At 58.5% G+C, this 20,820-nt stretch carries 24 protein-coding genes; 2 read left to right on the top strand and 22 right to left on the bottom strand.

Going from position 1 to position 20,820, the window contains the following annotated elements; translation table 11 throughout:
• Positions 1–53: 53 nt before the first annotated feature.
• From JFU11_RS11445 to JFU11_RS11430, 4 genes are all read right to left on the bottom strand, one after another.
• On the bottom strand, positions 54–1,058 hold the full coding sequence (locus JFU11_RS11445) for a substrate-binding domain-containing protein (protein WP_038982104.1): 1,005 nt from the start codon (positions 1,056–1,058) through the stop codon (positions 54–56).
• 130 nt (positions 1,059–1,188) lie between these two features.
• Complete coding sequence (locus tag JFU11_RS11440) at positions 1,189–2,007, bottom strand: SDR family oxidoreductase (protein WP_201060649.1); 819 nt, start codon at positions 2,005–2,007, stop codon at positions 1,189–1,191.
• Positions 2,008–2,280: 273 nt separating this feature from the next.
• Positions 2,281–3,156, bottom strand: coding sequence for an SMP-30/gluconolactonase/LRE family protein (locus JFU11_RS11435; RefSeq protein ID WP_201060648.1), 876 nt, complete (start codon positions 3,154–3,156; stop codon positions 2,281–2,283).
• Positions 3,157–3,356: 200 nt separating this feature from the next.
• Complete coding sequence (locus JFU11_RS11430; RefSeq protein WP_201060647.1) at positions 3,357–4,073, bottom strand: FadR/GntR family transcriptional regulator; 717 nt, start codon at positions 4,071–4,073, stop codon at positions 3,357–3,359.
• A gap of 249 nt (positions 4,074–4,322) precedes the next feature.
• Between JFU11_RS11430 and JFU11_RS11425 the strand changes: the two genes are divergently transcribed.
• Entirely contained in the window at positions 4,323–5,195 is an 873-nt protein-coding gene (locus JFU11_RS11425) for a triacylglycerol lipase (protein ID WP_201087385.1), read from the top strand.
• 63 nt (positions 5,196–5,258) lie between these two features.
• On the opposite strand, the gene JFU11_RS11420 is transcribed toward JFU11_RS11425, so the two are convergent.
• The 17 genes from JFU11_RS11420 to JFU11_RS11340 all read right to left on the bottom strand — a co-directional run bounded on the left by JFU11_RS11420 (position 5,259) and on the right by JFU11_RS11340 (position 19,011).
• On the bottom strand, positions 5,259–5,819 hold the full coding sequence (locus tag JFU11_RS11420; protein WP_008067797.1) for a DUF1285 domain-containing protein: 561 nt from the start codon (positions 5,817–5,819) through the stop codon (positions 5,259–5,261).
• A 16-nt stretch (positions 5,820–5,835) separates the two neighbouring features.
• Positions 5,836–6,441 carry a DUF4823 domain-containing protein gene (locus JFU11_RS11415; RefSeq protein ID WP_007903975.1) on the bottom strand — a complete coding sequence of 202 codons (606 nt, stop codon included), beginning with the start codon at positions 6,439–6,441 and terminating at the stop codon, positions 5,836–5,838.
• A 239-nt stretch (positions 6,442–6,680) separates the two neighbouring features.
• Entirely contained in the window at positions 6,681–7,649 is a 969-nt protein-coding gene (locus JFU11_RS11410; protein WP_095055312.1) for a radical SAM protein, read from the bottom strand.
• A 139-nt stretch (positions 7,650–7,788) separates the two neighbouring features.
• Positions 7,789–8,427: a TetR/AcrR family transcriptional regulator gene (locus JFU11_RS11405; protein WP_007942012.1), complete on the bottom strand. Its 639-nt coding sequence runs from the start codon at positions 8,425–8,427 to the stop codon at positions 7,789–7,791.
• 383 nt (positions 8,428–8,810) lie between these two features.
• Positions 8,811–9,602, bottom strand: a complete 792-nt coding sequence (locus JFU11_RS11400) for a TatD family hydrolase (RefSeq protein WP_123723089.1) — start codon at positions 9,600–9,602, stop codon at positions 8,811–8,813.
• Positions 9,603–9,616: 14 nt separating this feature from the next.
• Entirely contained in the window at positions 9,617–9,973 is a 357-nt protein-coding gene (locus JFU11_RS11395; RefSeq protein ID WP_008014345.1) for a PilZ domain-containing protein, read from the bottom strand.
• Positions 9,974–10,016: 43 nt separating this feature from the next.
• Positions 10,017–11,003: a DNA polymerase III subunit delta' gene (locus tag JFU11_RS11390; RefSeq protein WP_052964848.1), complete on the bottom strand. Its 987-nt coding sequence runs from the start codon at positions 11,001–11,003 to the stop codon at positions 10,017–10,019.
• Positions 10,996–11,628 carry a dTMP kinase gene (gene tmk, locus JFU11_RS11385; protein ID WP_008067785.1) on the bottom strand — a complete coding sequence of 211 codons (633 nt, stop codon included), beginning with the start codon at positions 11,626–11,628 and terminating at the stop codon, positions 10,996–10,998. Before tmk ends, JFU11_RS11390 begins: the two co-directional genes overlap by 8 nt.
• 19 nt (positions 11,629–11,647) lie before the next feature.
• A complete protein-coding gene (gene mltG, locus JFU11_RS11380) occupies positions 11,648–12,850 on the bottom strand; it encodes an endolytic transglycosylase MltG (protein ID WP_201060645.1) in 1,203 nt (400 codons plus the stop codon).
• 3 nt (positions 12,851–12,853) lie between these two features.
• Positions 12,854–13,669 carry an aminodeoxychorismate lyase gene (gene pabC / locus JFU11_RS11375; RefSeq protein WP_201060644.1) on the bottom strand — a complete coding sequence of 272 codons (816 nt, stop codon included), beginning with the start codon at positions 13,667–13,669 and terminating at the stop codon, positions 12,854–12,856.
• Positions 13,669–14,913, bottom strand: coding sequence for a beta-ketoacyl-ACP synthase II (fabF, locus tag JFU11_RS11370; protein ID WP_052964851.1), 1,245 nt, complete (start codon positions 14,911–14,913; stop codon positions 13,669–13,671). The genes pabC and fabF overlap by 1 nt, the downstream gene beginning before the upstream one ends.
• A 108-nt stretch (positions 14,914–15,021) precedes the next feature.
• Positions 15,022–15,258, bottom strand: a complete 237-nt coding sequence (acpP, locus tag JFU11_RS11365) for an acyl carrier protein (RefSeq protein WP_003175607.1) — start codon at positions 15,256–15,258, stop codon at positions 15,022–15,024.
• Between the two features lie 191 nt (positions 15,259–15,449).
• Positions 15,450–16,193, bottom strand: a complete 744-nt coding sequence (fabG, locus tag JFU11_RS11360; protein ID WP_123723085.1) for a 3-oxoacyl-ACP reductase FabG — start codon at positions 16,191–16,193, stop codon at positions 15,450–15,452.
• Positions 16,194–16,209: 16 nt separating this feature from the next.
• Positions 16,210–17,148, bottom strand: a complete 939-nt coding sequence (gene fabD / locus JFU11_RS11355) for an ACP S-malonyltransferase (protein WP_052964852.1) — start codon at positions 17,146–17,148, stop codon at positions 16,210–16,212.
• Positions 17,149–17,273: 125 nt separating this feature from the next.
• Entirely contained in the window at positions 17,274–18,284 is a 1,011-nt protein-coding gene (gene plsX, locus JFU11_RS11350; protein ID WP_123723084.1) for a phosphate acyltransferase PlsX, read from the bottom strand.
• A gap of 3 nt (positions 18,285–18,287) precedes the next feature.
• Positions 18,288–18,470, bottom strand: a complete 183-nt coding sequence (rpmF, locus tag JFU11_RS11345; protein WP_003179396.1) for a 50S ribosomal protein L32 — start codon at positions 18,468–18,470, stop codon at positions 18,288–18,290.
• Between the two features lie 13 nt (positions 18,471–18,483).
• Positions 18,484–19,011 carry a YceD family protein gene (locus tag JFU11_RS11340; protein ID WP_004371317.1) on the bottom strand — a complete coding sequence of 176 codons (528 nt, stop codon included), beginning with the start codon at positions 19,009–19,011 and terminating at the stop codon, positions 18,484–18,486.
• Positions 19,012–19,115: 104 nt separating this feature from the next.
• On the opposite strand from JFU11_RS11340, the gene JFU11_RS11335 reads away from it, so the two are divergent.
• The gene (locus tag JFU11_RS11335) at positions 19,116–19,694 is read left to right on the top strand and encodes a nucleoside triphosphate pyrophosphatase (RefSeq protein WP_201060642.1); all 579 of its coding nucleotides are present in this window, start codon (positions 19,116–19,118) and stop codon (positions 19,692–19,694) included.
• Between the two features lie 125 nt (positions 19,695–19,819).
• Here JFU11_RS11335 and sppA read toward each other — a convergent pair whose 3' ends face one another.
• Positions 19,820–20,809: a signal peptide peptidase SppA gene (gene sppA, locus JFU11_RS11330; RefSeq protein WP_201060641.1), complete on the bottom strand. Its 990-nt coding sequence runs from the start codon at positions 20,807–20,809 to the stop codon at positions 19,820–19,822.
• Between the last annotated feature and the right edge of the window lie 11 nt (positions 20,810–20,820).

Here is a 20,820-nt window from a genome sequence, read left to right as displayed (position 1 = left end):
CACACCGGTCAGGCAGCCCCGTCGCCAGGGCCGCCGATGAAATCAACCGCGCCTCAGTTCCACAGGCCGATTTTTTCCAGTTCCTGCTTGAAGTTGTCGCGCGTGATCAGCGTAACGTCGTCCATCGCGGTGTATTTCGGCGGTTCTTTGCCGGTGGTGACCCACTCGTACATCATGCTCGCGGTGTTGTAACCCTCGATGTGCGGGCTCGGCAGCATCGAGCCGAAGAAGCCGCTGTTGGGCTTCTTCAGTTCGCCAATGGCATCGGTGCCGTTGATGCCGATGCCGATCACGTTGGCCGCGGCAAAACCGGCGCTTTCGGTGGCGCGCACGCCGCCCAGCACGGTGTTGTCGTTCATGCCGCCGATGATCAGGTTTTTCGCCGCCCCCGGAAGCTTCACCAAGGCCGAGTTGGTGGCGTCCATGCTGCCCGGTACGTCGAGGGTTTTCAGCGCCGAGAAGAGGATGTGGTCTTTCGGCATACCGGCGTCTTCCAGCGCTTTGACAGAACCGTCAGTGCGTTTCTTGCCGGTATCGAGTTCGTTGTAGGTGTTGATCACCGCGTAGGTGTCTTTCCATTCCCAACCGCGTTTTTTCGCTTCCGCGGCCATGGCGGCGCCCTGCTTCTGGCCGACTTCGAAGGCTGCCATGCCGAGGTATGGCACGTCCTCCATGAACTTGCCGCCGGCATCGACGAAACGGTCATCGACAGCGATCACTTTCAAACCGTTGAGTTTGGCCTTGGCCATGATTGCCGGGCCGAGGGAGACGTCCGGCGGGCAGATCACGAAGCCCTTGGCGCCGTTGGCCGCCAGGCTGTCGATGGCCGAGAGGGTTTTCTCGCCATCAGGCACGGCGATTTTGATGACGGTGAAGCCCTTGTCCTTGCCGGCCTTTTCGGCGAAGGCCCATTCGGTCTGGAACCAGGGCTCTTCCGCTTGCTTGACCAGAAAACCGATCTTCACTTCTTCGGCCGCCAACAACGTACTGCTCAGGCTGACCGCGGTGACCGCCAAAGCGGCACAGCACAGGGAACGGATCCCACGACGACGTTTCATAAGCTGACTCCTTGTTATTTTTTTTGAGCGTTATTTGAAAGCCAATACAGCGGTCGAAGCATGCAGCCAATAGTCATATCGTATGATGATTGGATTTCAAACGTAGTTTCGCGCTTGAAACCCAGGTTATTCAGTCGTGATACATGACCGAGCGCCCACCATCGATGGTGATGCATGAAGCGTTAATGAATGGCGCTTCATCGCTGGCCAGGAACACAGCGGTCATCGCCACTTCAATCGGCTGGCCGATACGCCGCGGAGGATGAAGATCGAAGGCCCGCTGACGTTCGGCATGGGGGTCGGCAAAACCGTTCCAGTAATCGACGTTCAGTTGGGTTTCGATGTAGCCCGGCGCGATGGCGTTGACGCGAATGCCTTTGGGTGCGTATTCGATGCCCAAGGCGCGGGTCAGCCCGAGCAAACCATGCTTGGCCACCGGGTACGGGAAGCAGCCGGGAATGATGTGGGTGGAATGGGTCGAGGCGATGTTGATGATGCTGCCGATGCCTTGCTCGATCATTTGCGGCAACACCGCTTTGCAGCCATACCAGGCGCCGTCCAGGTCGATGGCGAAGCAACGACGCCAGTCTTCCTCGGTCATTTCCAGCGGATCACGGAACACGTTGACCCCGGCGCAGTTGACCAGCACGTCGATCCGGCCGTGAAGTTCGATGGCCAGTTTGGCCATGGCGTGCAGGTCGTGCTGGCGCGACACGTCGGCCTTGATCGCTACGACATCCGCGCCTTGTTCACGCCAGTGCACCGCGACTTTTTCAACTTTCTCAGCCTGGATATCACTGATGATCAGCTTGGCCTGCTGAGAGGCGAAGGTTGCGACAATCGCTTCGCCGATCCCCTGAGCGGCACCGGTCAGCAGCACGACCTTGTTCTTCAGGCGCTCACCCTTGGGCGGTTCGGGCACCGGTGGCAAGGAAAGAGGTTCAGCCATGGATCAACACTCCTGTTCGAAGGCACGACGAAAACCGGACATCTGTCGATGTCCGGTCAGAAAGCTGTTGGGAATAGGCAGGCAGGCGCGAAAACGCCCGAGCGCCGAGGCGGCCTGAAGCACTGACTCCGTAAGGGAGTGCGGTGGAATATCGCTGCATCACTTCACCTGTTTTGTTTTTTTAAGTGTGAGTGCGTGTAACTGATGGGGCCGACTATAAACCCGACCACCAAACAATCTCAATATATAATTTTACATCCCATATTTAGGGATCTATCCAGCAAACCGTTGACAGGCTTTTCCGGGCACATCCACTCGAATCGATAACAGCGCGCCGTCCCGCGGGTGATTGAGCGGGCTTGCGGCGCTGGTGATGTACAGGGTTTTGAAGTCTTCGCCACCGAATACACAACTGGTGGGACGGCTGACCGGCAGTTCGATCACCCGATCCACATGACCTTCGGGGTTCAATCTGAGTAGACAGCTGCCATCCCAACGGGCATTCCATATATAGCCCTCGGCATCCATCGCCGAACCATCGGGGCCGCCGCGTTCGTGGGGGCCAAGCCAGACATAGGCGGTGTCCAGGTTGCCGTCGGTATGGATGAAATGCCGGTAAAGCGTGCTGTTGAGGCTGTCGGCGAAATACAGGGTTGTGCCGTCGTCGCTCCACAACAACGTGTTGGGGATGCCTAATCCTCGTAGCAGCGGCGTGACCCGAGCATCGCGGTCGATGCGAAACAGGCTACCGGACCGGCGCACGACGGGCAAATCTTCGCCCTGCTCACCGATGTTGTTTTGCATGGTGCCCAGCCAGAGCCGGCCCTGGGCATCGCAGCGGGCTTCGTTGGGGCGATTGCCGGGTTGCGGATCGGCGACGCAGAACAAGGTCAGCCGAGGTTCCAGGCCTGGAGAATCCAGATCCAGCCGATAAACCCCACTGCTCAATGTCACCAGGGCATCGCCGCTTTCGCAGGGGATGAACGCGGACACGTGCTCCGGCATCTGCCAGATTTCCACATTGGCGCCGATCAGCCTGAGCGCTTGTTTACCGGCGATATCTACCCAATACAGCGCTTGGGTGGGTGCATCCCAAAACGGGCCTTCGCCGAGTTGCGCACGGTGTCCGGTAACCGCAGTCCACGTCATGAAACCTCCTTTTTATTGCTTTTATGTGGGAGCGGGCTTGTGTGGCGAGGGGGCTTGCCCCCGTTGGGGTGCGAAGCCCCCCTAACAACAGTCACCACGATCTTGAATTTAGAAAGTGTTGACTGGTTTTACGACTGCTTCGCAGTCGAACGGGGGCAAGCCCCCTCGCCACACAGCCCGCTCCCACAGAGTTCGTCTGGTTAGCTGGCCTTTTTGTCGGCCATGACTTGTGGGTAGAAGCGTTTGATCGCCAGGTCCGCGTTATCGATCAGGGTCATGCAAGCCCATACCCCCCGCGCGGCATCCCGGGCGGCGATGGCGTCGGCCATGTCTTTGTGGATTGGCAAGGTTCGGCGCAGTTCGTCCGGGTCTGCGGCAGACACTTCGAAAGACACTGCCAGCAACGCGCCGAGGGCCGGGACCATTTGTTCGATGAATTGATTGTGGCTGGCGGCGAGGATGCACTCGTGGAAGAACTGGTCGGTGCGGTTGTAATCGATGCCGCTGTCCACCGCCCGTTCCAGCGCGTTATAGGCCTGGAGTACGGCTTGCACTTGTTCCACCGTCGCCCGCTCGCAAGCCCAGCGCACCGCCATGGGTTCGATGGTGCGGCGCAGATCGAGCAAGTCGTCGACGAAGTTTTCCGGCAAGCCGCTGCGCGACAGCCAGCCAACGACTTGCGGGTCGAAGAGATTCCAGCGCCGCACCGGCAATACCCGTGTGCCAACCTTTGGCCCGACTTCGAGCATGCCTTTGGCCACCAGGGTTTTGATGGCTTCGCGGATGACCGTACGACTGACACCGAGTTGCTCACCCAAATCGGCTTCGACTTTGATGGTTTCGCCGGGTTTGACTTGGCCGGCAGCAATCCAGCACCCCAGCCAGTCGACCGTCGACGCATGAAAACTGCTGGACATGGGTACCTCGTCGACCGGTGATAAAAAACAAACGACACAAAGCCGTTCGCGATGGGTGTCCACGCTAATCATCATATGATTGGGTGTCAATTGGATTTTCAGCTGCCCCGCCAACATGGACATGGCTGTTCGTCCGAATCCTGCTCGAAGCGCTTTGATCCCATCCACTTTGTAAACTACGGTTAGCCGCAACAGATCAGGCAGTCAGCGATCTGCTCCCCTTCAAATCCGCTATCGATAGGTATGAACATGGACATGGATGCGTCTACGAAATACCCCATTGTGTTGGTTCACGGTCTTTTCGGCTTCGATAAAATCGCCGGTTATCCCTACTTCTTTGAAATCGAGGAAGCCCTGGAACGCGCCGGCGCCCAGGTGTTTGCCGTCAATATTCCAACAGTCAACGGTAATGAGGAACGCGGTGAAAAACTGCTCGAACACGTCAACCGCATTTTGCTGGAAACCGGAGCTGCCAAGGTCAATCTGATCGGCCATAGCCAAGGCCCCCTGGCCGCACGCTACGTAGCAGCCCTGCATCCGGAGAAGGTCGCGTCGGTCACCTCGGTCAGTTGCCCCAATCATGGCTCCGAGATTGCCGATCAACTGCATAAGGCACTGACGCCCGGTGAGTTACCCGAAGCGTTCGTACTGGCCCTGCTGGGCGCAGTCGGCACCTTCATTTCGCTGATCAGCGGCCATCCGGAAAACCCGATTGACGCTGAGGCGGCATTCGAATCGCTGACCAGCGCAGGGTTGGCGGCCTTCAATCGCAAGTACCCACAAGGGGTGCCAAAGGTTTGGGGCGGCGAAGGCAACGAAGTTGAAAACGGCGTGTATTACTATTCCTGGAGCGGGATCGTGCAGAAGTTCCAAAGCCTGCAACCACTCGACCCGAGTCATTTGAATTGTATCGTGCTATCGAAGCTGTTTTATAAAGAGGAAAACGCCAACGATGGGCTGGTCGGCCGCTACAGCTCGCACTTGGGCAAAGTGATTCGCTCGGATTACCCGATGGACCACTTTGATGCAGTCAATCAGATAGCCGGAGTCGACAGCTGGAACGTGAGCCCGGTCAGGCTCTACCTGGAACATGCAGAGCGACTCAGGAGCAAAGGTTTGTAAGCGAAAAAAAACGGCCCGTTGAAATAACGGGCCGTTTTTTTTACAGCACAGAAGCACAGCGCGTTACGGCTCAAGTCCGATAGGGAAGAATTCGCCACCGCTCCACACGCCTAGCCAACGCTGCCCGTCGATTTCACGGCTCACCGCCAGTTCCACCAGTTGGTAGAACACATTGCGGTGAATCAGTGCTTCAAGGTTGGTGCGCACATGCACGTATGGCGCGGGCTCTTGAGTAACCGGATCGATCACCACGCGCATAGGGTGCTCGGCGCCGGCATCGGCCGTTTCATCAACGTTGGTGGTAAAGCGCAAGACCTGAGCTTCACCCTCGCCTTCGACCTCCACGGCAATCGCCACGAACGGCGCGTCGTCGACCTTGATGCCAACCTTTTCGACCGGGGTAATCAGAAAGTAATCATCGCCATCGCGGCGAATAATGGTGGAGAACAGCTTGACCATCGGCTTGCGCCCGATCGGCGTGCCCAGATAATACCAAGTGCCATCGCGGGCGATGCGCATGTCGATATCGCCGCAGAAGTCGGGGTTCCACAAGTGGACCGGCGGCAAGCCTTTGGTTTTGGGGATTTGCCCCAACAGGTCGTTGGCTTTTTGCGGGCCACTCATGGCGTTCTCCTATGAATTACTGGTCGCTGAGCCCCAGCAGGCTACGAGCGTATTGCTCCAGTGGCGGGCCCAGCAAGTCTTCTGGCTTGTTGTCGTGGAACGTCAGTAAACCGCCACGACTCTTGATACGTGCAGTATCAATCAAATACTGGGTGCTGGTCTCGATCAACATGATTTGAATCACGCCGTTGTCGATGCCGAGGCGATCCACGTGCTCCTGGTCGAGCCATTCGTCCGAGTTGCCGATGCGGTCGTCGGCCTTGGCGAAACGCGTGTAAAGCAGGTAATGGGCGCCGGCGGCACGGGCTTCGCCCATGGCAGCGTCGAGGCCTTCCGGCGCACGGGCGCGGCGGACCATCGGGAAATATTCGATAAAGCCGTTGAAGGCCTCTTCGGCCACCACGTTAGGGCGCGGGTAGGCATTGCCCGGCGGCACGAAAGCACCCTGGGCGATGTAGATAAACGAGTCCGGCTGAATGCGGAAGTTATTCACGCGACGGCTGTCGCTGTGGTCCAGCAGGCCCGCGTCGCTCATGTGGTAGCGAGTCCCTTCGGCCATATCGCTGACATTCATGCAGCCACCAAGCGCCAAAACGGCCAGCAGCAAAACCAGGCTACGCATCCTACCCTCCAGAGGCCGGTGACGGAAAACCGGCGAATGGCCATGGGATGCAGCTTCCGCGCCAGTCCCTGGAACTCATATCATTTCAAGCGTGAACTGTGGCGAGGGGGCTTGCCCCCGTTCGGCTGCGCAGCAGTCGTAAAACCGATACATGCGGTGCTTCTGACACAATGGAGAGAATGGCTTTGGGGGGCGCTTCGCGCCCCAACGGGGGCAAGCCCCCTCACCCCAAGGCCCGATCAGCCGCCGATGATTTTCATGATGGTCGCGCCACCGGAGAACGCCACTTCCTGCTTGTCCCCCAAGGCTTTGACCAACAGTCTCTGCAACGCCGGCAGCGCTTGGTGACGAGGCTTGTCCAGCAGGTCGCCGACATAGTGGCGATTGCTTGACGACAGGCAGCCATGTAGCCAACCAGTGGACGACAAGCGTAGACGCGAACAGGTGCGGCAGAACGGAACGCTTTCGTTGGCGATCACGCCGAAGTGGCCCAGCCCCGGAATCTGGTAACGCACCGCCGTAGCATCGACCGGCGCATCGGCCTGAAGGTACTCGTAGCGCTCGCCGATCAGGCTCAGCAACTGCTGAAGGCTGACGAACTGCTGCAGGAAGGCGTTGGAATCGCTGGCCAGATGGCCCATGCGCATCAACTCGATGAAACGCAACTCGTAGCCGCGCTCCAGGCAATAGTCGAGCAGTGGCATCACCTGATCGAGGTTCTGCCCACGCAACGGCACCATATTGACCTTGATCTTCATGCCGGCCGCGGCGGCCTGGCCCATGCCGTCGAGGACGGTCGCCAGATCACCACCGCGCGCAATGCTGCGAAAAGCGCTGGCATCCAGGGTATCGAGGGAAACGTTGATGCGCCGAATACCGGCATCCACCAGCAGTGGCAGCTTCTTCGCCAGTAACTGGCCATTGGTGGTCAGGCTGATATCCGCCAGGCCCATCTGCCCGACGGCGGTCATGAAGGCTTCGAGTTTGGGACTGACCAGTGGCTCGCCACCGGTAATGCGCAAACGCTCGATGCCCGCCGCCTCGATCAGATAGGCCACGCCGCGCGCCATGGCCTCCGCCGACAACTCATCCTGCGCAGCCACCAGCCGCTTGCCGTTGGGCACGCAGTAGGTACAAGCGTAATTGCAGGCTGAGGTCAGACTGATCCGCAAATTGCGAAAACGCCTGCCTTGACGGTCAACGATCATGGATCACTCCGGCGAAAGAAGATTCGAACGCGCAAAACTTGACTCACAAATCAAGTTTTAGCAAGCCCTATGCCTGAGTATATTCCTGCGGTACTGCGCCATGTAGCTAAATCATGGCGCAATAAGGCAACTGAATGGTTCAGCTGCTCGGCGTGTCGGTGTCGCGCTTGCGTTTGTTGCCCATGCGCACACCGATGTCCATCAGGAACTGGAAGAAACCTTCCTGATCTTCCAGCACGTTGCTCCAGAACGGCGAGTGATACAGCGCCACGGCGCCGTGCACCAGCGCCCAGGCCGCGCAGTAATGGAAGTAAGGCGGCACGTCTTCGAGCTTGCCTTCGCTGATCCGGCCCTTGATCAGCAGGGTCAGGCGTTCGAAGTTCGAGGCGCGGATCTTGTGCAGTTCCTCGACCATCTCCGGCACCTGGTTGCCCTTGACCACCTTTTCTTCCAGGCGATCGAACAACCGATAGCGTTGCGGATCGCGCATGCGGAATTCGAAGTAGGCCCGGGACAGGGCTTCCTTGTCCTTATCGACATCGGCCGAATGCAACAGCTCGTTCAAATCGCGCTCGTAATCGAGCATCAGGCGCAGATAGATCTCCGCCTTGGATTTGAAGTGCTTGTAGATCGTGCCTTTGCCGATACCGACGGCATCAGCAATCATCTCGACGGTGACGCTGTCTTCACCTTGTTCGAGGAACAGCTTGAGCGCGGTATCGAGAATTTCTTGCTCGCGGCGACGAAACTCACGGACCTTACGAGGTTCTTTATGCATAAGAAAAGGTCTGTAGGGGTCAAAATTCGAAGCCGCGTATTATGCCTAACTTACGCCAAAATGCACGGATCATCCGACCATATATGTGTTTCTTGATGAATTCGAACACCCTCGTCGGTTGATGAGAACTCAACCGAAGCGCGCGTATTCCAAATTTGTTTAAAAACCCGACCAGCTAAACTGGACTCGGCGCAATACTGATCAATACTTCAACTGTCGGCGAGGCATCTCCCCCAAGTGTCGCGCCGATGAAGGTACCAAAGGATTGCGTGCCTTTGTTTTACTCCTAATGGTCTTAACCCGGATTCACCCCCCAGAACCCGGGTTTTTTTTGCCTGCGATTCAGCGGCCAAAAATCCCATAGGCTGCGAGCTTTTCTAACGTTACACCGATGCCCTGACGTGCGCCAACGGGAACAAACGCTTGAAATTCTCGGTGGTCTGCTCGGCAAATCGCTCGTAGGACTCACCTCGCAACATTGCCAGAAACTCCGCTACCTCACGTACGTATTGCGGCAGGTTCGGTTTGCCGCGATAAGGGATCGGCGCCAGGTACGGCGAGTCGGTTTCCACCAACAACCGGTCAGCCGGTACCTTGCTGGCCACATCCCGCAGGGCATCGGCATTGCGAAAAGTGACAATACCGGACAAGGAAATGTAATACCCCATGTCCAGCGCAGCCTTGGCCATCTCCCAGTCTTCGGTGAAGCAATGCAGCACGCCCGCCTGAGGCAGCGCCGCTTCGCGTAGCAGTTCAAGGGTATCGGCCCGCGCGCCACGGGTATGAATGATCACCGGTTTGCCGGTCTGCCCCGCCGCTTGCAGGTGCAGACGGAACGATTCCTGCTGCAACGCTGCCGCTTCCGGCTCGTAGTGATAATCCAGGCCGGTTTCACCGATCGCCACCACCCGCGGATGATTGAGCTCGCGCAACAGCCAATCCAGCGCCGGTGCGGCACCCGGCTGCACATCGAGTGGATGCACGCCGACCGAACAGTCGACATCGTCGTAACGTTCGGCCAGGGCTTTGACGTCGGCGGCGTTATCGGCGCTGACGCCAATACACAGAAAGTGCCCTACCCCGCGCGCACGTGCCGCATCGAGCGCGGCATCCAGGGAGCCGTCGTGGGCGGTAAGGTCGAGGCGATCAAGGTGACAATGGGAATCTACGAGCATAAAAGGGCTGCAACTTACATCGTATGAGTGGGACGGTCGGACTTCAGGGCTCCGGCCAGATGGGTTTCGATTCGACTGCGCGCGGTGTTGTCGCCTTCGTTGAATTGCACGCCAACCCCGGCGGCGCGATTGCCCTGGGCACCTTTGGGGGTGATCCAGGTGACCTTGCCGGCGACCGGAATCTTTTCCGGTTCGTCCATCAGGTGCAGCAACATGAAGACCTCATCGCCCAATTTGTAGCTTTTGTTGGTCGGGATAAACAGGCCACCGTTCTTGATGAATGGCATGTAGGCCGCGTAGAGCACGGCCCTGTCCTTGATGGTCAAGGACAAAATGCCATTTCGCGGCCCCGGACTGATGGGTTCATTCATGCTGACCTCCACTGTCTGATGATCAGAGTCTAGGCTCAGACAGTCACTTCTGGGTAGGCAAAGATACCCATTGCACTAACAGCGCCTCCAGCAACAGCGCAGGATTGAGGTTGGCTTTGCTCATCACTTTCTGCCGCTGGGCGAGAATCCAGTCCTGGATATTCAGGACTTTGTCCTGTGCGGATTTCTGCGCCAGGTATTGAATCACCTTGCGCATGTCTGCCAGGCCCAGCCCTGCTTCATCCTGAGTCAACTGATAACGCAGGATCAGGCTCGACCAGTCGCAGAACCAGTCGAACAGCAGCAACATGGGAATGGTTTTCCACTCCTCGGCCAGTTGCGTCGGCGATTGCTGCTGCTTGAGCAGTTTCTTTACGCCTTCAACCACCAGTGCCCGCTGCTCGCGCACGCCTTGCGCCTGCAATTTGACCGCGGCCAATGGCGAACCGGCGGCGAGGGTCAGCAGTTCAATGCGCTCTTCTTCCGAACAGTCCGGCAAAGCGCTGGCCAGCCAAGCCAGACTCATCGCTTCACTCGGCAACGGACAGGCCTGCTGCACGCAGCGGCTCTTGATGGTTGGCAGCAGACGGCTGGTCTGGTGGCTGACCAACAGCAAAACGGTATCGCCGGATGGCTCTTCAAGGCTTTTCAGCAAGGCGTTGGCGGCGTTGATGTTCATCGATTCGACTGGCTCGATCAGCACCACTTTGCGACCGCCCATCTGCGCGGTCTGAACCACGAAGCTGACCAGATCACGCACCTGATCGACCTTGATCGCCTTGTCTGCCTCTTCCGGCTCCAGGATGTAGTTGTCGGGGTGACTGCCGGCCTTCAGCAACAAGCAAGATTTGCACTCACCGCAGGCGTCTTGGGCGGTCGGGCGCTGACACAACAAATGGGCCATCAGACGCTCGGCCAGCGCACGCTTGCCGATCCCGGCCGGGCCATGCAGCAAATAGGCATGGGCGTGCTGGGCACGGCCGGCCAATTGCTGCCAGAGACTGTCCTGCCACGGATAGGCTTCAGCCACGAGTCAGCTCCAGCAGACGTGGCAACAAGGCATCCAGAGACTGCTGAACCTGCGCCAGCGGCTGAGCGGCATCCACCAGGACATAACGCGCAGGATCCGCTTTGGCACGCTCAAGGAAGGCTGTGCGCACCGCATCGAAAAACGCTCGGCCTTCGAGCTCGAAGCGGTCCAGGCGACCGCGGGCGCTGGCGCGGGCCAGGCCCACTTCTACCGGCAGATCGAAGATCAGCGTCAAGTCCGGGCGCAGATCGCCCTGGACGAATGTTTCGAGGGTCGCGATGCGCTCCAGTGACAAACCACGACCACCGCCCTGGTAAGCATAGGTTGAATCGGTAAAGCGATCGCACAAAACCACCGCACCACGGGCCAGCGCCGGGCGGATCACCTCGGCCAGATGCTGGGCTCGCGCGGCGAACACCAACAGCAGCTCGGTGTCGGGATTCATGACCTCATCGACCGGCGCCAACAACACGTCACGAATCCGTTCAGCCAAGGGCGTGCCGCCGGGCTCCCGGGTCAACACCACCTCGATCCCGGCAGCGCGCAGACGTTCGGCCAGGTATTCGCGATTGGTGCTCTTGCCGGCGCCTTCCGGGCCTTCCAGGGTAATAAACAAGCCAGTCACAGGCAGTCCTTAGTCAGAGTCATTGCGGGCTTTGCGGCGCGGGCGCATCCGCTTCGGGTGCTGGCGCAGATTCTTGTGCGGGATCTTGCACAGAGTCTTGCGGCGCTACTGGCGGCATTTCTTCGGGCGCCGTATTGGGCGAAGCCGCCGGGATTGGCGCCTGGCTATCTTCCGTCGACGGCGTAACAGTCGGCGCAGGGCTGGACCGGTAATCGGCACGTCGATTGATCTGGAACTCGCGCACCGCATTGTTGTGGGCGTCCAGATCATCGGAGAACACGTGGCTGCCATCACCGCGCGCGACAAAATACAGGCTGTTGCCGTCCGCCGGATTCAACGCCGCATGGATCGCTTCGCGGCCCACCATCGCAATCGGCGTCGGCGGCAGACCAGCAATCATGTAAGTGTTATACGGCGTCGGCTCCTTGAGATGAGCGCGGGTCAACTTGCCGTTGTAACGATCACCCAGACCATAAATCACCGTTGGATCGGTCTGCAACAGCATGCCCATTTCCATGCGCCGCACGAACACGCCGGCGATCTGCCGACGCTCCTGCGGCACACCGGTTTCCTTTTCCACCAGCGAGGCCATGATCAGCGCCTGATAGGGCTCGGTGTAAGGGACGTCGGCTGAGCGCTGGTTCCATTCCTTGAGGAGGACCTCATCGAGGCGGTCGTAAGCTTTCTTGAGCAGATCGGCGTCGGTCATGCCCCGCACGAAACGGTACGTATCGGGGAAGAATCGTCCCTCCGGAAAAATCCCGCTGTGCCCGAGCTTGTCCATCACTTCGCTGTCGCTCAGACCGTTGAGGGTCTGCTCGAGTTTTTCGTCCTTGGCCAGGGCCGCGCGAACCTGATGGAAATTCCAGCCTTCAACCAGTGTCAGGCTGTACTGCACCATTTCCCCACGCTTCCACAGGTCTATCAGCCCGTTGACTGTCATACCGGGCACCATGCGGTATTCGCCGCTGTGCAGCGGTTGCCTTGCCAGGTTAAAGCGCCAATACACGCGCAGCCAGAAAGCGTCCTTGATGACGCCATCAGCTTCAAGTCGCAGGAAAGTGCGGTTTGGCGTAGTGCCTTTGGGCACTTCCAGCAGCTCTTCCTGGGCGATGTTCAGCGGCTGTTCCAGCGCCGAATCGATTTTCCAGGCGCAAGCGCCCGCCAACAGCCCCGCCAGAACCAATCCGGTTTCCAGCAGCAGCAAGAATTTACGTCTCACGAATCAAGCATCCAGTAGCGCACGAGCAATGGTTTGGAGTTTACGGGTGAGCGGCCCAACCGGCCAGCTCAGTGCGGCATAGGCGCGCACCGGCCAAATGCCATACACGCTGTTGCAGACAAAGACCTCGTCAGCCCATTGCAGCTGCTCGAGGGTGATATCGGTGATTTGCGTGGGAATCCCCAATGACTTGGCTTGAAACAATAATTCGGCACGCATCACGCCCGCCACGCCACAGCGTTTGAGATTGGCAGTCACCAGCACGCCATCGCGCACCAGGAACAGATTACTGAACACGCCTTCGATCACCCGCCCAACCTGATCCAGCATCAAGCCTTCGGCATGCTCGGTATCCTGCCATTCGGAACGGGCCATCACCTGCTCCAGACGATTCAAATGCTTGAGACCGGCGAGCAATGGTTGTTTGGAAAGCCGTGTCGCACAAGGAAACAGCCGAATGCCCTGCTCCGCATGAACAGCCGGATAAGCAGCAGGAGGATTGCCTTGCAGAATACGTCGAGCCTGAGCCGAGGGATCGGCGGCGTAACCGCGCAGGCTGTCGCCGCGGGTGAGGATGAGTTTGAGCACGCCCTCGCCCAGCGCGGCGGCATAGGCCAGCAGCTCCGCGCGGATCAATTCATGATCGGCGGCAATCGCCAGGCGCGAACAACCCTCCGCCAGACGCGACAAATGTCGATCCAGCAGCAGCGGCTGCCCGCCCTTGATCGCGATGGTCTCGAACAGACCATCACCGTAAGCCAGGCCGCGATCCTTCAGCGACAAAGCGTCAGCCGGTTGACCGTCGACCCAGCTGTCCATCAGTCAGCGAACCGGCGGAACACCAGCGAGCCATTGGTACCGCCAAATCCGAAGGAGTTGGACAGCACCACGTCGATATCCATGCCACGCGCGGTGTGGGGTACGAAGTCGAGGTCGCAGCCTTCGTCCGGCTCATCGAGGTTGATGGTCGGCGGTGCTACCTGGCTGTTGATTGCCAGTACGCTGAAAATCGCCTCGACCGCGCCCGCCGCACCCAACAGGTGACCGGTCATGGACTTGGTCGAACTGACGGCCAGCTTGTAGGCGTGATCGCCGAACACGGATTTGATCGCACAGGCTTCGGCGAGGTCGCCCGCCGAGGTCGAAGTGCCGTGGGCGTTGATGTATTGAACCTGATCGCCATTGATCTTCGCATCGCGCAAGGCATTGGTGATGCAACGCGCAGCACCCGCGCCATCGGCCGGTGGCGAGGTCATGTGGTAAGCATCGCCACTAGTGCCGAAACCGATCAGCTCGGCGTAGATGGTCGCGCCACGGGCCTTGGCGTGCTCCAGTTCTTCGAGCACCAGTGCGCCGGCGCCGTCGGACAGCACGAAGCCATCACGGCCCTTGTCCCATGGACGGCTGGCACGGGTCGGCTCGTCGTTGCGGGTCGACAGTGCACGGGAGGCACCAAAGCCGCCCATGCCCAGACCACACGCGGCCATCTCGGCACCACCGGCGATCATGACGTCGGCTTCGTCGTACATGATGTTGCGTGCCGCCATGCCGATGCAGTGCGTACCGGTGGTACACGCCGTGGCGATGGCGTAGTTAGGTCCCTGTGCGCCCAAGTGGATGGACAGGAAACCGGAAATCATATTGATGATCGAGCCAGGCACGAAAAACGGAGAGATCCGTCGTGGGCCGGAATCATGCAGCGTACGGCTGGTTTCTTCGATATTGGTCAGACCGCCAATACCCGAGCCCATGGCCACGCCGATCCGCTCGCGATTGGCGTCGGTGACCTCAAGACCTGCGTTACGCACGGCTTGAAAACCTGCAGCCAGACCGTATTGAATGAACAGGTCGAGTTTGCGAGCTTCCTTGACCGACAGGTATTCCTCGACATTGAAGCCCTTTACCGAGCCGCCAAAACGGGTGGAATAGGCAGAAAGGTCGGTGTGTTCGATCAGACCAATGCCACTGCGGCCAGCCAGAATGCCCTGCCAGCTGCTCGGCACATCCGTGCCCAGTGGCGACAACATACCCATACCGGTGACTACGACGCGTCTACGCGACACAGCACTCTCCTTTTTCAAATGACGACTTTGCATCAGGCCTAAAGAAAAAACCGCACGCCATGATGGCAGTGCGGTTTTTCCATGACAGCGAGCGACGACTAAAAACTATTACGCCTGGTGGCTGGTAACGTAGTCGATTGCTGCTTGTACAGTAGTGATCTTCTCAGCTTCTTCGTCAGGGATTTCGGTCTCGAATTCCTCTTCCAGAGCCATCACCAGCTCAACGGTGTCAAGGGAGTCGGCACCCAGGTCTTCAACGAAGGAAGCAGTGTTGACCACTTCTTCTTCTTTAACGCCCAGTTGCTCAGCAACGATTTTCTTGACGCGCTCTTCGATGGTGCTCATACCTTGTTTTCACTCCTAATGGACAAATTCAGGCAGCTGGCCGGTGGGTAAGTGTATAGAAAGACTTTTCAGTTTTTCAACTGAAAGCTTCACTCCTCAAACCCGCCGACCCTCTGTCTATAAATAGATTGCAGCTTTATAACGGATTTTAGACAGCTCGTATGACATTTTTTTGAAGCAATCCGTCACATTTAACTCATGTACATCCCGCCGTTCACCGGGATTGTAGCCCCAGTAACGTAAGCCGCACCGTCGGATGCAAGAAAAGCGACCACAGACGCGATCTCTTGAGCTTGCCCCAGACGACCCAGCGGAATCTGCGTCTGCATGGCTTCACGCTGCGCCTCGGGCAGTTCACGGGTCATATCGGTGTCGATGAACCCAGGGGTCACCGAGTTTACCGTAATCGAACGCGAACCGACTTCACGCGCCAGTGCACGGCTGAAACCTTCCAGACCGGCCTTGGCGGCAGCGTAGTTTACTTGGCCTGCGTTGCCCATGGCACCCACAACCGAGCCAATACTGATAATTCGTCCCCAACGGGCTTTGGTCATGCCGCGCAAAACACCCTTGGACAGGCGGAACAGACTGTTCAGATTGGTATCGACGACGTCATGCCATTCGTCATCTTTCATGCGCATCATCAGGTTATCGCGGGTGATACCGGCATTATTGACCAGGATCGCCGGCGCACCGAACTGCTCTTGAATGCTCGACAGCACGGTCGCTACGGACTCATCGCTGGTGACGTTGAGTTCCAGGCCTGTGCCCTGAATACCATTTTCTTTCAGGGTAGCAGCGATACGCTCGGCCCCCGAAGCGGAAGTCGCGGTGCCGATAACGATGGCACCCTGACGACCCAATTCCAGAGCGATAGCCTGGCCGATACCACGGCTGGCACCGGTGACCAGTGCAACTTTACCTTGCAGACTCATGCAAGCTTCTCCTTGTTCAGGCCAGCGCTGCGCGGGCGGCAGCGAAAGCGTCTGGGGTATTGAGGTTAGAGGTCGATACGCCTTCGGCGCAACGTTTATTCAAACCGGCAAGTACTTTGCCAGGGCCGCATTCAACCAGTTCGGTCGCGCCCTTGGCAGCCAGCGCCTGGACCGACTCGACCCAGCGTACAGGCTTGTAGAGCTGTTCAAGCAGATCGCGCTTGAGGGTTTCCAGATCGGCCGGCACGTTGGCGCTGACGTTCTGTACCACAGGAATCTGCGGAGCCTGCCAGTCGATCGCCGCGATCGACTCGGCGAACCGCTCGGCGGCCGGACGCATCAATTCGCAATGGGACGGCACGCTGACCGGCAATGGCATGGCGCGCTTGGCGCCACGTGCCTTGCAGCCTTCGATGGCGCGCTCGACCGCAGCCTTCGCACCGGCGATCACTACCTGGCCCGGGGAGTTGAAGTTGACCGCGCTAACCACTTCGCCTTGCGCCGCTTCGGCACAGGCTGCCAGCACGTCGGCATCTTCCAGACCCAGGATTGCAGCCATGCCGCCTTGCCCGGCCGGAACGGCCTCTTGCATCAACTGGCCGCGACGCTCTACGAGCTTCACTGCGTCACCCAGGCTCAGACTGCCTGCAGCCACCAGGGCGCTGTATTCGCCCAGGCTGTGACCGGCAACGTAAGCCGGACGTGCGCCGCCTTCAGCCAGCCACAGGCGCCACAAGGCGATCGAGGCGGTCAGAATGGCCGGCTGGGTTTTATCGGTTTGATTGAGTTGTTCTTCCGGCCCTTGCTGGGTCAGTGCCCACAGGTCGTAACCCAGAGCATCGGAAGCTTCTTTGAATGTTTCGAGGACCACCGGATGTTGCGCGCCCAACTCGGCCAGCATGCCGAGGGACTGCGAACCCTGTCCTGGAAAGACGAATGCGAGGGAAGCAGACATGTAACAAGCCCCTAATGATCTTGTCGTCGGAGAATTGACGTCCCGCTTGTGGAACGCAAGAAACTCACAGTTGGATGGCCCATTGAACTGAGCGGTCACATTTAAGCATTGTCCGACGAAAACACCTAAGGCAACAAATCTTCCAGGCGCCCATGAAGCCGCTCTGGCAAGTTTTCCTGGATCTCAATCAACGCGCGCTGAATCGCACTCTGAAAACCCTGCACCCCCGCCGAACCGTGGCTTTTTACGACAATTCCCTGCAATCCAAGGAAACTTGCGCCGTTATGGCGTGCCGGCGCCAGTTCGGCCTGCAAGCGTTTCATCAGCGGCAGCGCCAGTGCGCCCACCACTTTCGACGCGAAATTTTTCTTGAATAACGCCTCAATGCGCCCGGCAATCATGGTCGCCAGGCCTTCGCTGGACTTGAGCAGGATATTGCCGACAAAGCCGTCACACACCACCACATCCGCCTCGCCACGGTACAAACCGTCACCTTCGATAAACCCGATGTAGTTGATGCCACGAGCACTCTGCAACAAGGTGGCCGCCAGTTTGACCTGCTGATTGCCTTTGATGTCTTCGGTGCCGATGTTCAGCAATGCCACCCTTGGGCGAACGATGCCCAGGGTTTCTGCCGCGACCGAGCCCATCACGGCAAACTGCAATAAGTGCTCGGCGCTGCAATCGACGTTGGCACCCAGGTCGAGCAACTGGCAGTAGCCCTTCTGCGTCGGAATGGCCGCGATCATCGCCGGCCGATCGATGCCCGGCAAGGTCTTGAGCACAAACCGTGACAACGCCATCAGCGCCCCGGTATTACCCGCACTGACGCAGGCCTGGGCCTTGCCGTCGCGCACCAATTCCAGCGCCACACGCATCGACGAGTCGAGCTTGCCACGCAAGGCCTGGGCAGGCTTTTCGTCCATGGTGATGACTTCGGACGCCGGCGTAATCGACAGGCGCGCGCGATCCACAGCCGATTGGCTGGCGAGCAGTTCTTCAAGAAGGGAGGGTTGACCGACGAGGGTCAGGTGCAGCGAGGGTGTAGCAGACAGACAAGCAAGGCTGGCCTGAACAATGCTGCGGGGACCGAAGTCCCCGCCCATTGCGTCAATCGCGATGACTTGAGCGGACAAGGATTACTCGTCAGCGCCCTTGTCGATCACTTTACGACCACGGTATACGCCTTCTGGCGATACGTGGTGACGCAGGTGAACTTCACCGGTGGTTTTTTCTACAGACAGGGTGCTAGCCTCGAGAGCGTCGTGCGAACGACGCATGTCACGGGCAGAGCGGGATTTTTTGTTCTGCTGAACAGCCATAATTGATTAACTCCTAAACGTTTGGGTCACGCTTTAACTGCGCCAATACACTGAACGGGTTGGACCGCGTTACCTCGTCCTCGCTCGGTTCGGGCTCATCGAGACCCGCCGGCTGCTGGCATTCTTCCGGATGATGAGCAGGCACAATGGGCAAGGCGAGCAGAAGCTCCTCCTCGATCAGTGACTGCAGATCCAAAGGATCTTCGCCCAGTTCCAGCACGTCATAACCTTTCGGCAACGACTGGGTATTCGCACCCTCCTTCACCACAGCATAACTGCATTCGCTATGGATCGGCAGGGTGACCAGCTCAAGACAACGCTGGCAAACCATTTTGACTTCGGTGTCGATAAAGCTGTGAATTACCACAGATTTACGTTCATCTCGTTCAAAAACGAATTTAGCCTGCACCGTACCGACAGTATCGGAAAGCGGGTCGCAGAGTCTCTCCAAATCGGCCAGCAGCAGTTCACCTTGAAGGGTGGTGCCACGGTCAGCCAATTTGCGCGGGTCAACGTGAGGTGGAATCGGGTCATTCAACATAGGCGCAGCATTATAGGGATGCCCCCAGCCATGTCAAAGGAAATTCAGCCCTGTCCGTCACTTGAGCCTGCGCTAGAATTCGCACCTGCCCTTTGGAGATGCGCATGCTGCCTTTATTACTCGCTTCAAGCTCGGTGTATCGCCGGGAATTATTGGCCCGCTTGCAGCTGCCGTTCACCTGCAGCTCGCCGGATATCGACGAAAGCCACCGTCCGGACGAGTCAGCCGTTGAACTGGTAAAGCGTCTCGCCGAAGAAAAAGCCCGCGCACTTGCAGGCAGTCATCCAGCCCATCTGATCATCGGCTCCGATCAGGTCGCCGTACTCGGCGAGCGGATTATCGGCAAACCTCACACTTTCGAAAAGGCCCGCGAACAACTGCTGGCATCCAGCGGCGCAAGCGTGACCTTCCTGACCGGCCTGGCACTGCTCAATAGTCAGACCGACCACTGCCAGGTCGATTGCGTGCCCTTCACCGTACACATGCGCACACTCGACACAGCGCGCATCGAACGCTACTTGCGCGCCGAACAGCCCTACGACTGCGCTGGCAGCTTCAAGGCCGAAGGTTTGGGGGTGAGCCTGTTTCAAAGCACCGAAGGCCCTGACGCCACCAGCCTGATCGGCCTGCCGCTGATTCGCCTGATCGACATGCTGTTGGCTGAAGGTGTGCAGATACCCTAAAGATCAAAAGATCGCAGCCTTCGGCAGCTCCTACATGGATTGACGTAGGAACTGCCGAAGGCTGCGATCTTTTTGATTTGAAAAAAACCGGCCACGCAGGCCGGTTTTTTTATGCAGCCAGACGATCAGCGCAACGACGGACCCTGAAAGCCCATCCACATCGCCAAATGCTCAGCCACGCTGGAGCCGAGTTTTTTCGAGAAGCGATCGAATGGCGATTCCTCGACAGTGAAATCCACCAGCTCTTTCTCACCGATCACATCACGCGCAACCGAACTGGCATTGCCCAGACCATCGATCAAGCCCAGCGACAGCGCCTGCTCGCCGGACCAGACCAGCCCGGAGAACAGCTCCGGATGATCTTTATCCTTCAGGCGATCACCACGACCCTTCTTGACGCTGCTGATGAACTGCTGATGAGTGGTATCGAGCACGCTCTGCCAGAACTGGGTTTCCGCGGGCTTCTGTGGCTGGAACGGATCGAGGAACGATTTGTGCTCGCCGGAGGTGTAGGTACGACGCTCCACACCCAACTTCTCCATAGTCCCGACAAAACCGTAACCGGCCGCTGTCACACCGATGGAACCTACCAGGCTCGCCTTGTCGGCGTAGATCTGATCCGCGGCGCTGGCGATGTAATAGGCACCGGAAGCACCCAGGTCCGAGATCACCGCATAAACCTTGGTATCTGGATTCAGGCCGCGCAAACGACGGATCTCGTCGTAGACATAACCCGACTGCACCGGACTGCCGCCCGGGCTGTTGATCCGCAAAATTACACCCTTGACCTTCTTGTCCTCGAAGGCTGCACGCAGACTGCCGACGATATTGTCGGCACTGGCCGGCTCTTTGTCGGCAATCATGCCTGTTATATCGATCAGCGCCGTGTAGCCAGAGCCGAGGCTCGCGCCCTTCTCCATGCCTATCAACGGCGATAACAGAATCAACGCGCCGAGCAGGTACAAAAAAGTCAGCGACTTGAAGAATATCCCCCAGCGACGGGACCGGCGCTGTTCCTGCACACCAGCCAGCAGGGTTTTTTCCAGCAGCTTCCAGCTTTTCTCGTCACCGCTTTCCGCACTCGCCTTGGCGGGCGCTTTCCATTCGTCGGTCATGCCATGTACCC

The sequence above is a fragment of the Pseudomonas sp. TH37 genome, from assembly GCF_016650735.1.
GTDB lineage: Bacteria > Pseudomonadota > Gammaproteobacteria > Pseudomonadales > Pseudomonadaceae > Aquipseudomonas > Aquipseudomonas farris.
Note: the sequence above shows the minus strand (reverse complement) of the source record. Positions and strands in the feature narration are given on the sequence as shown.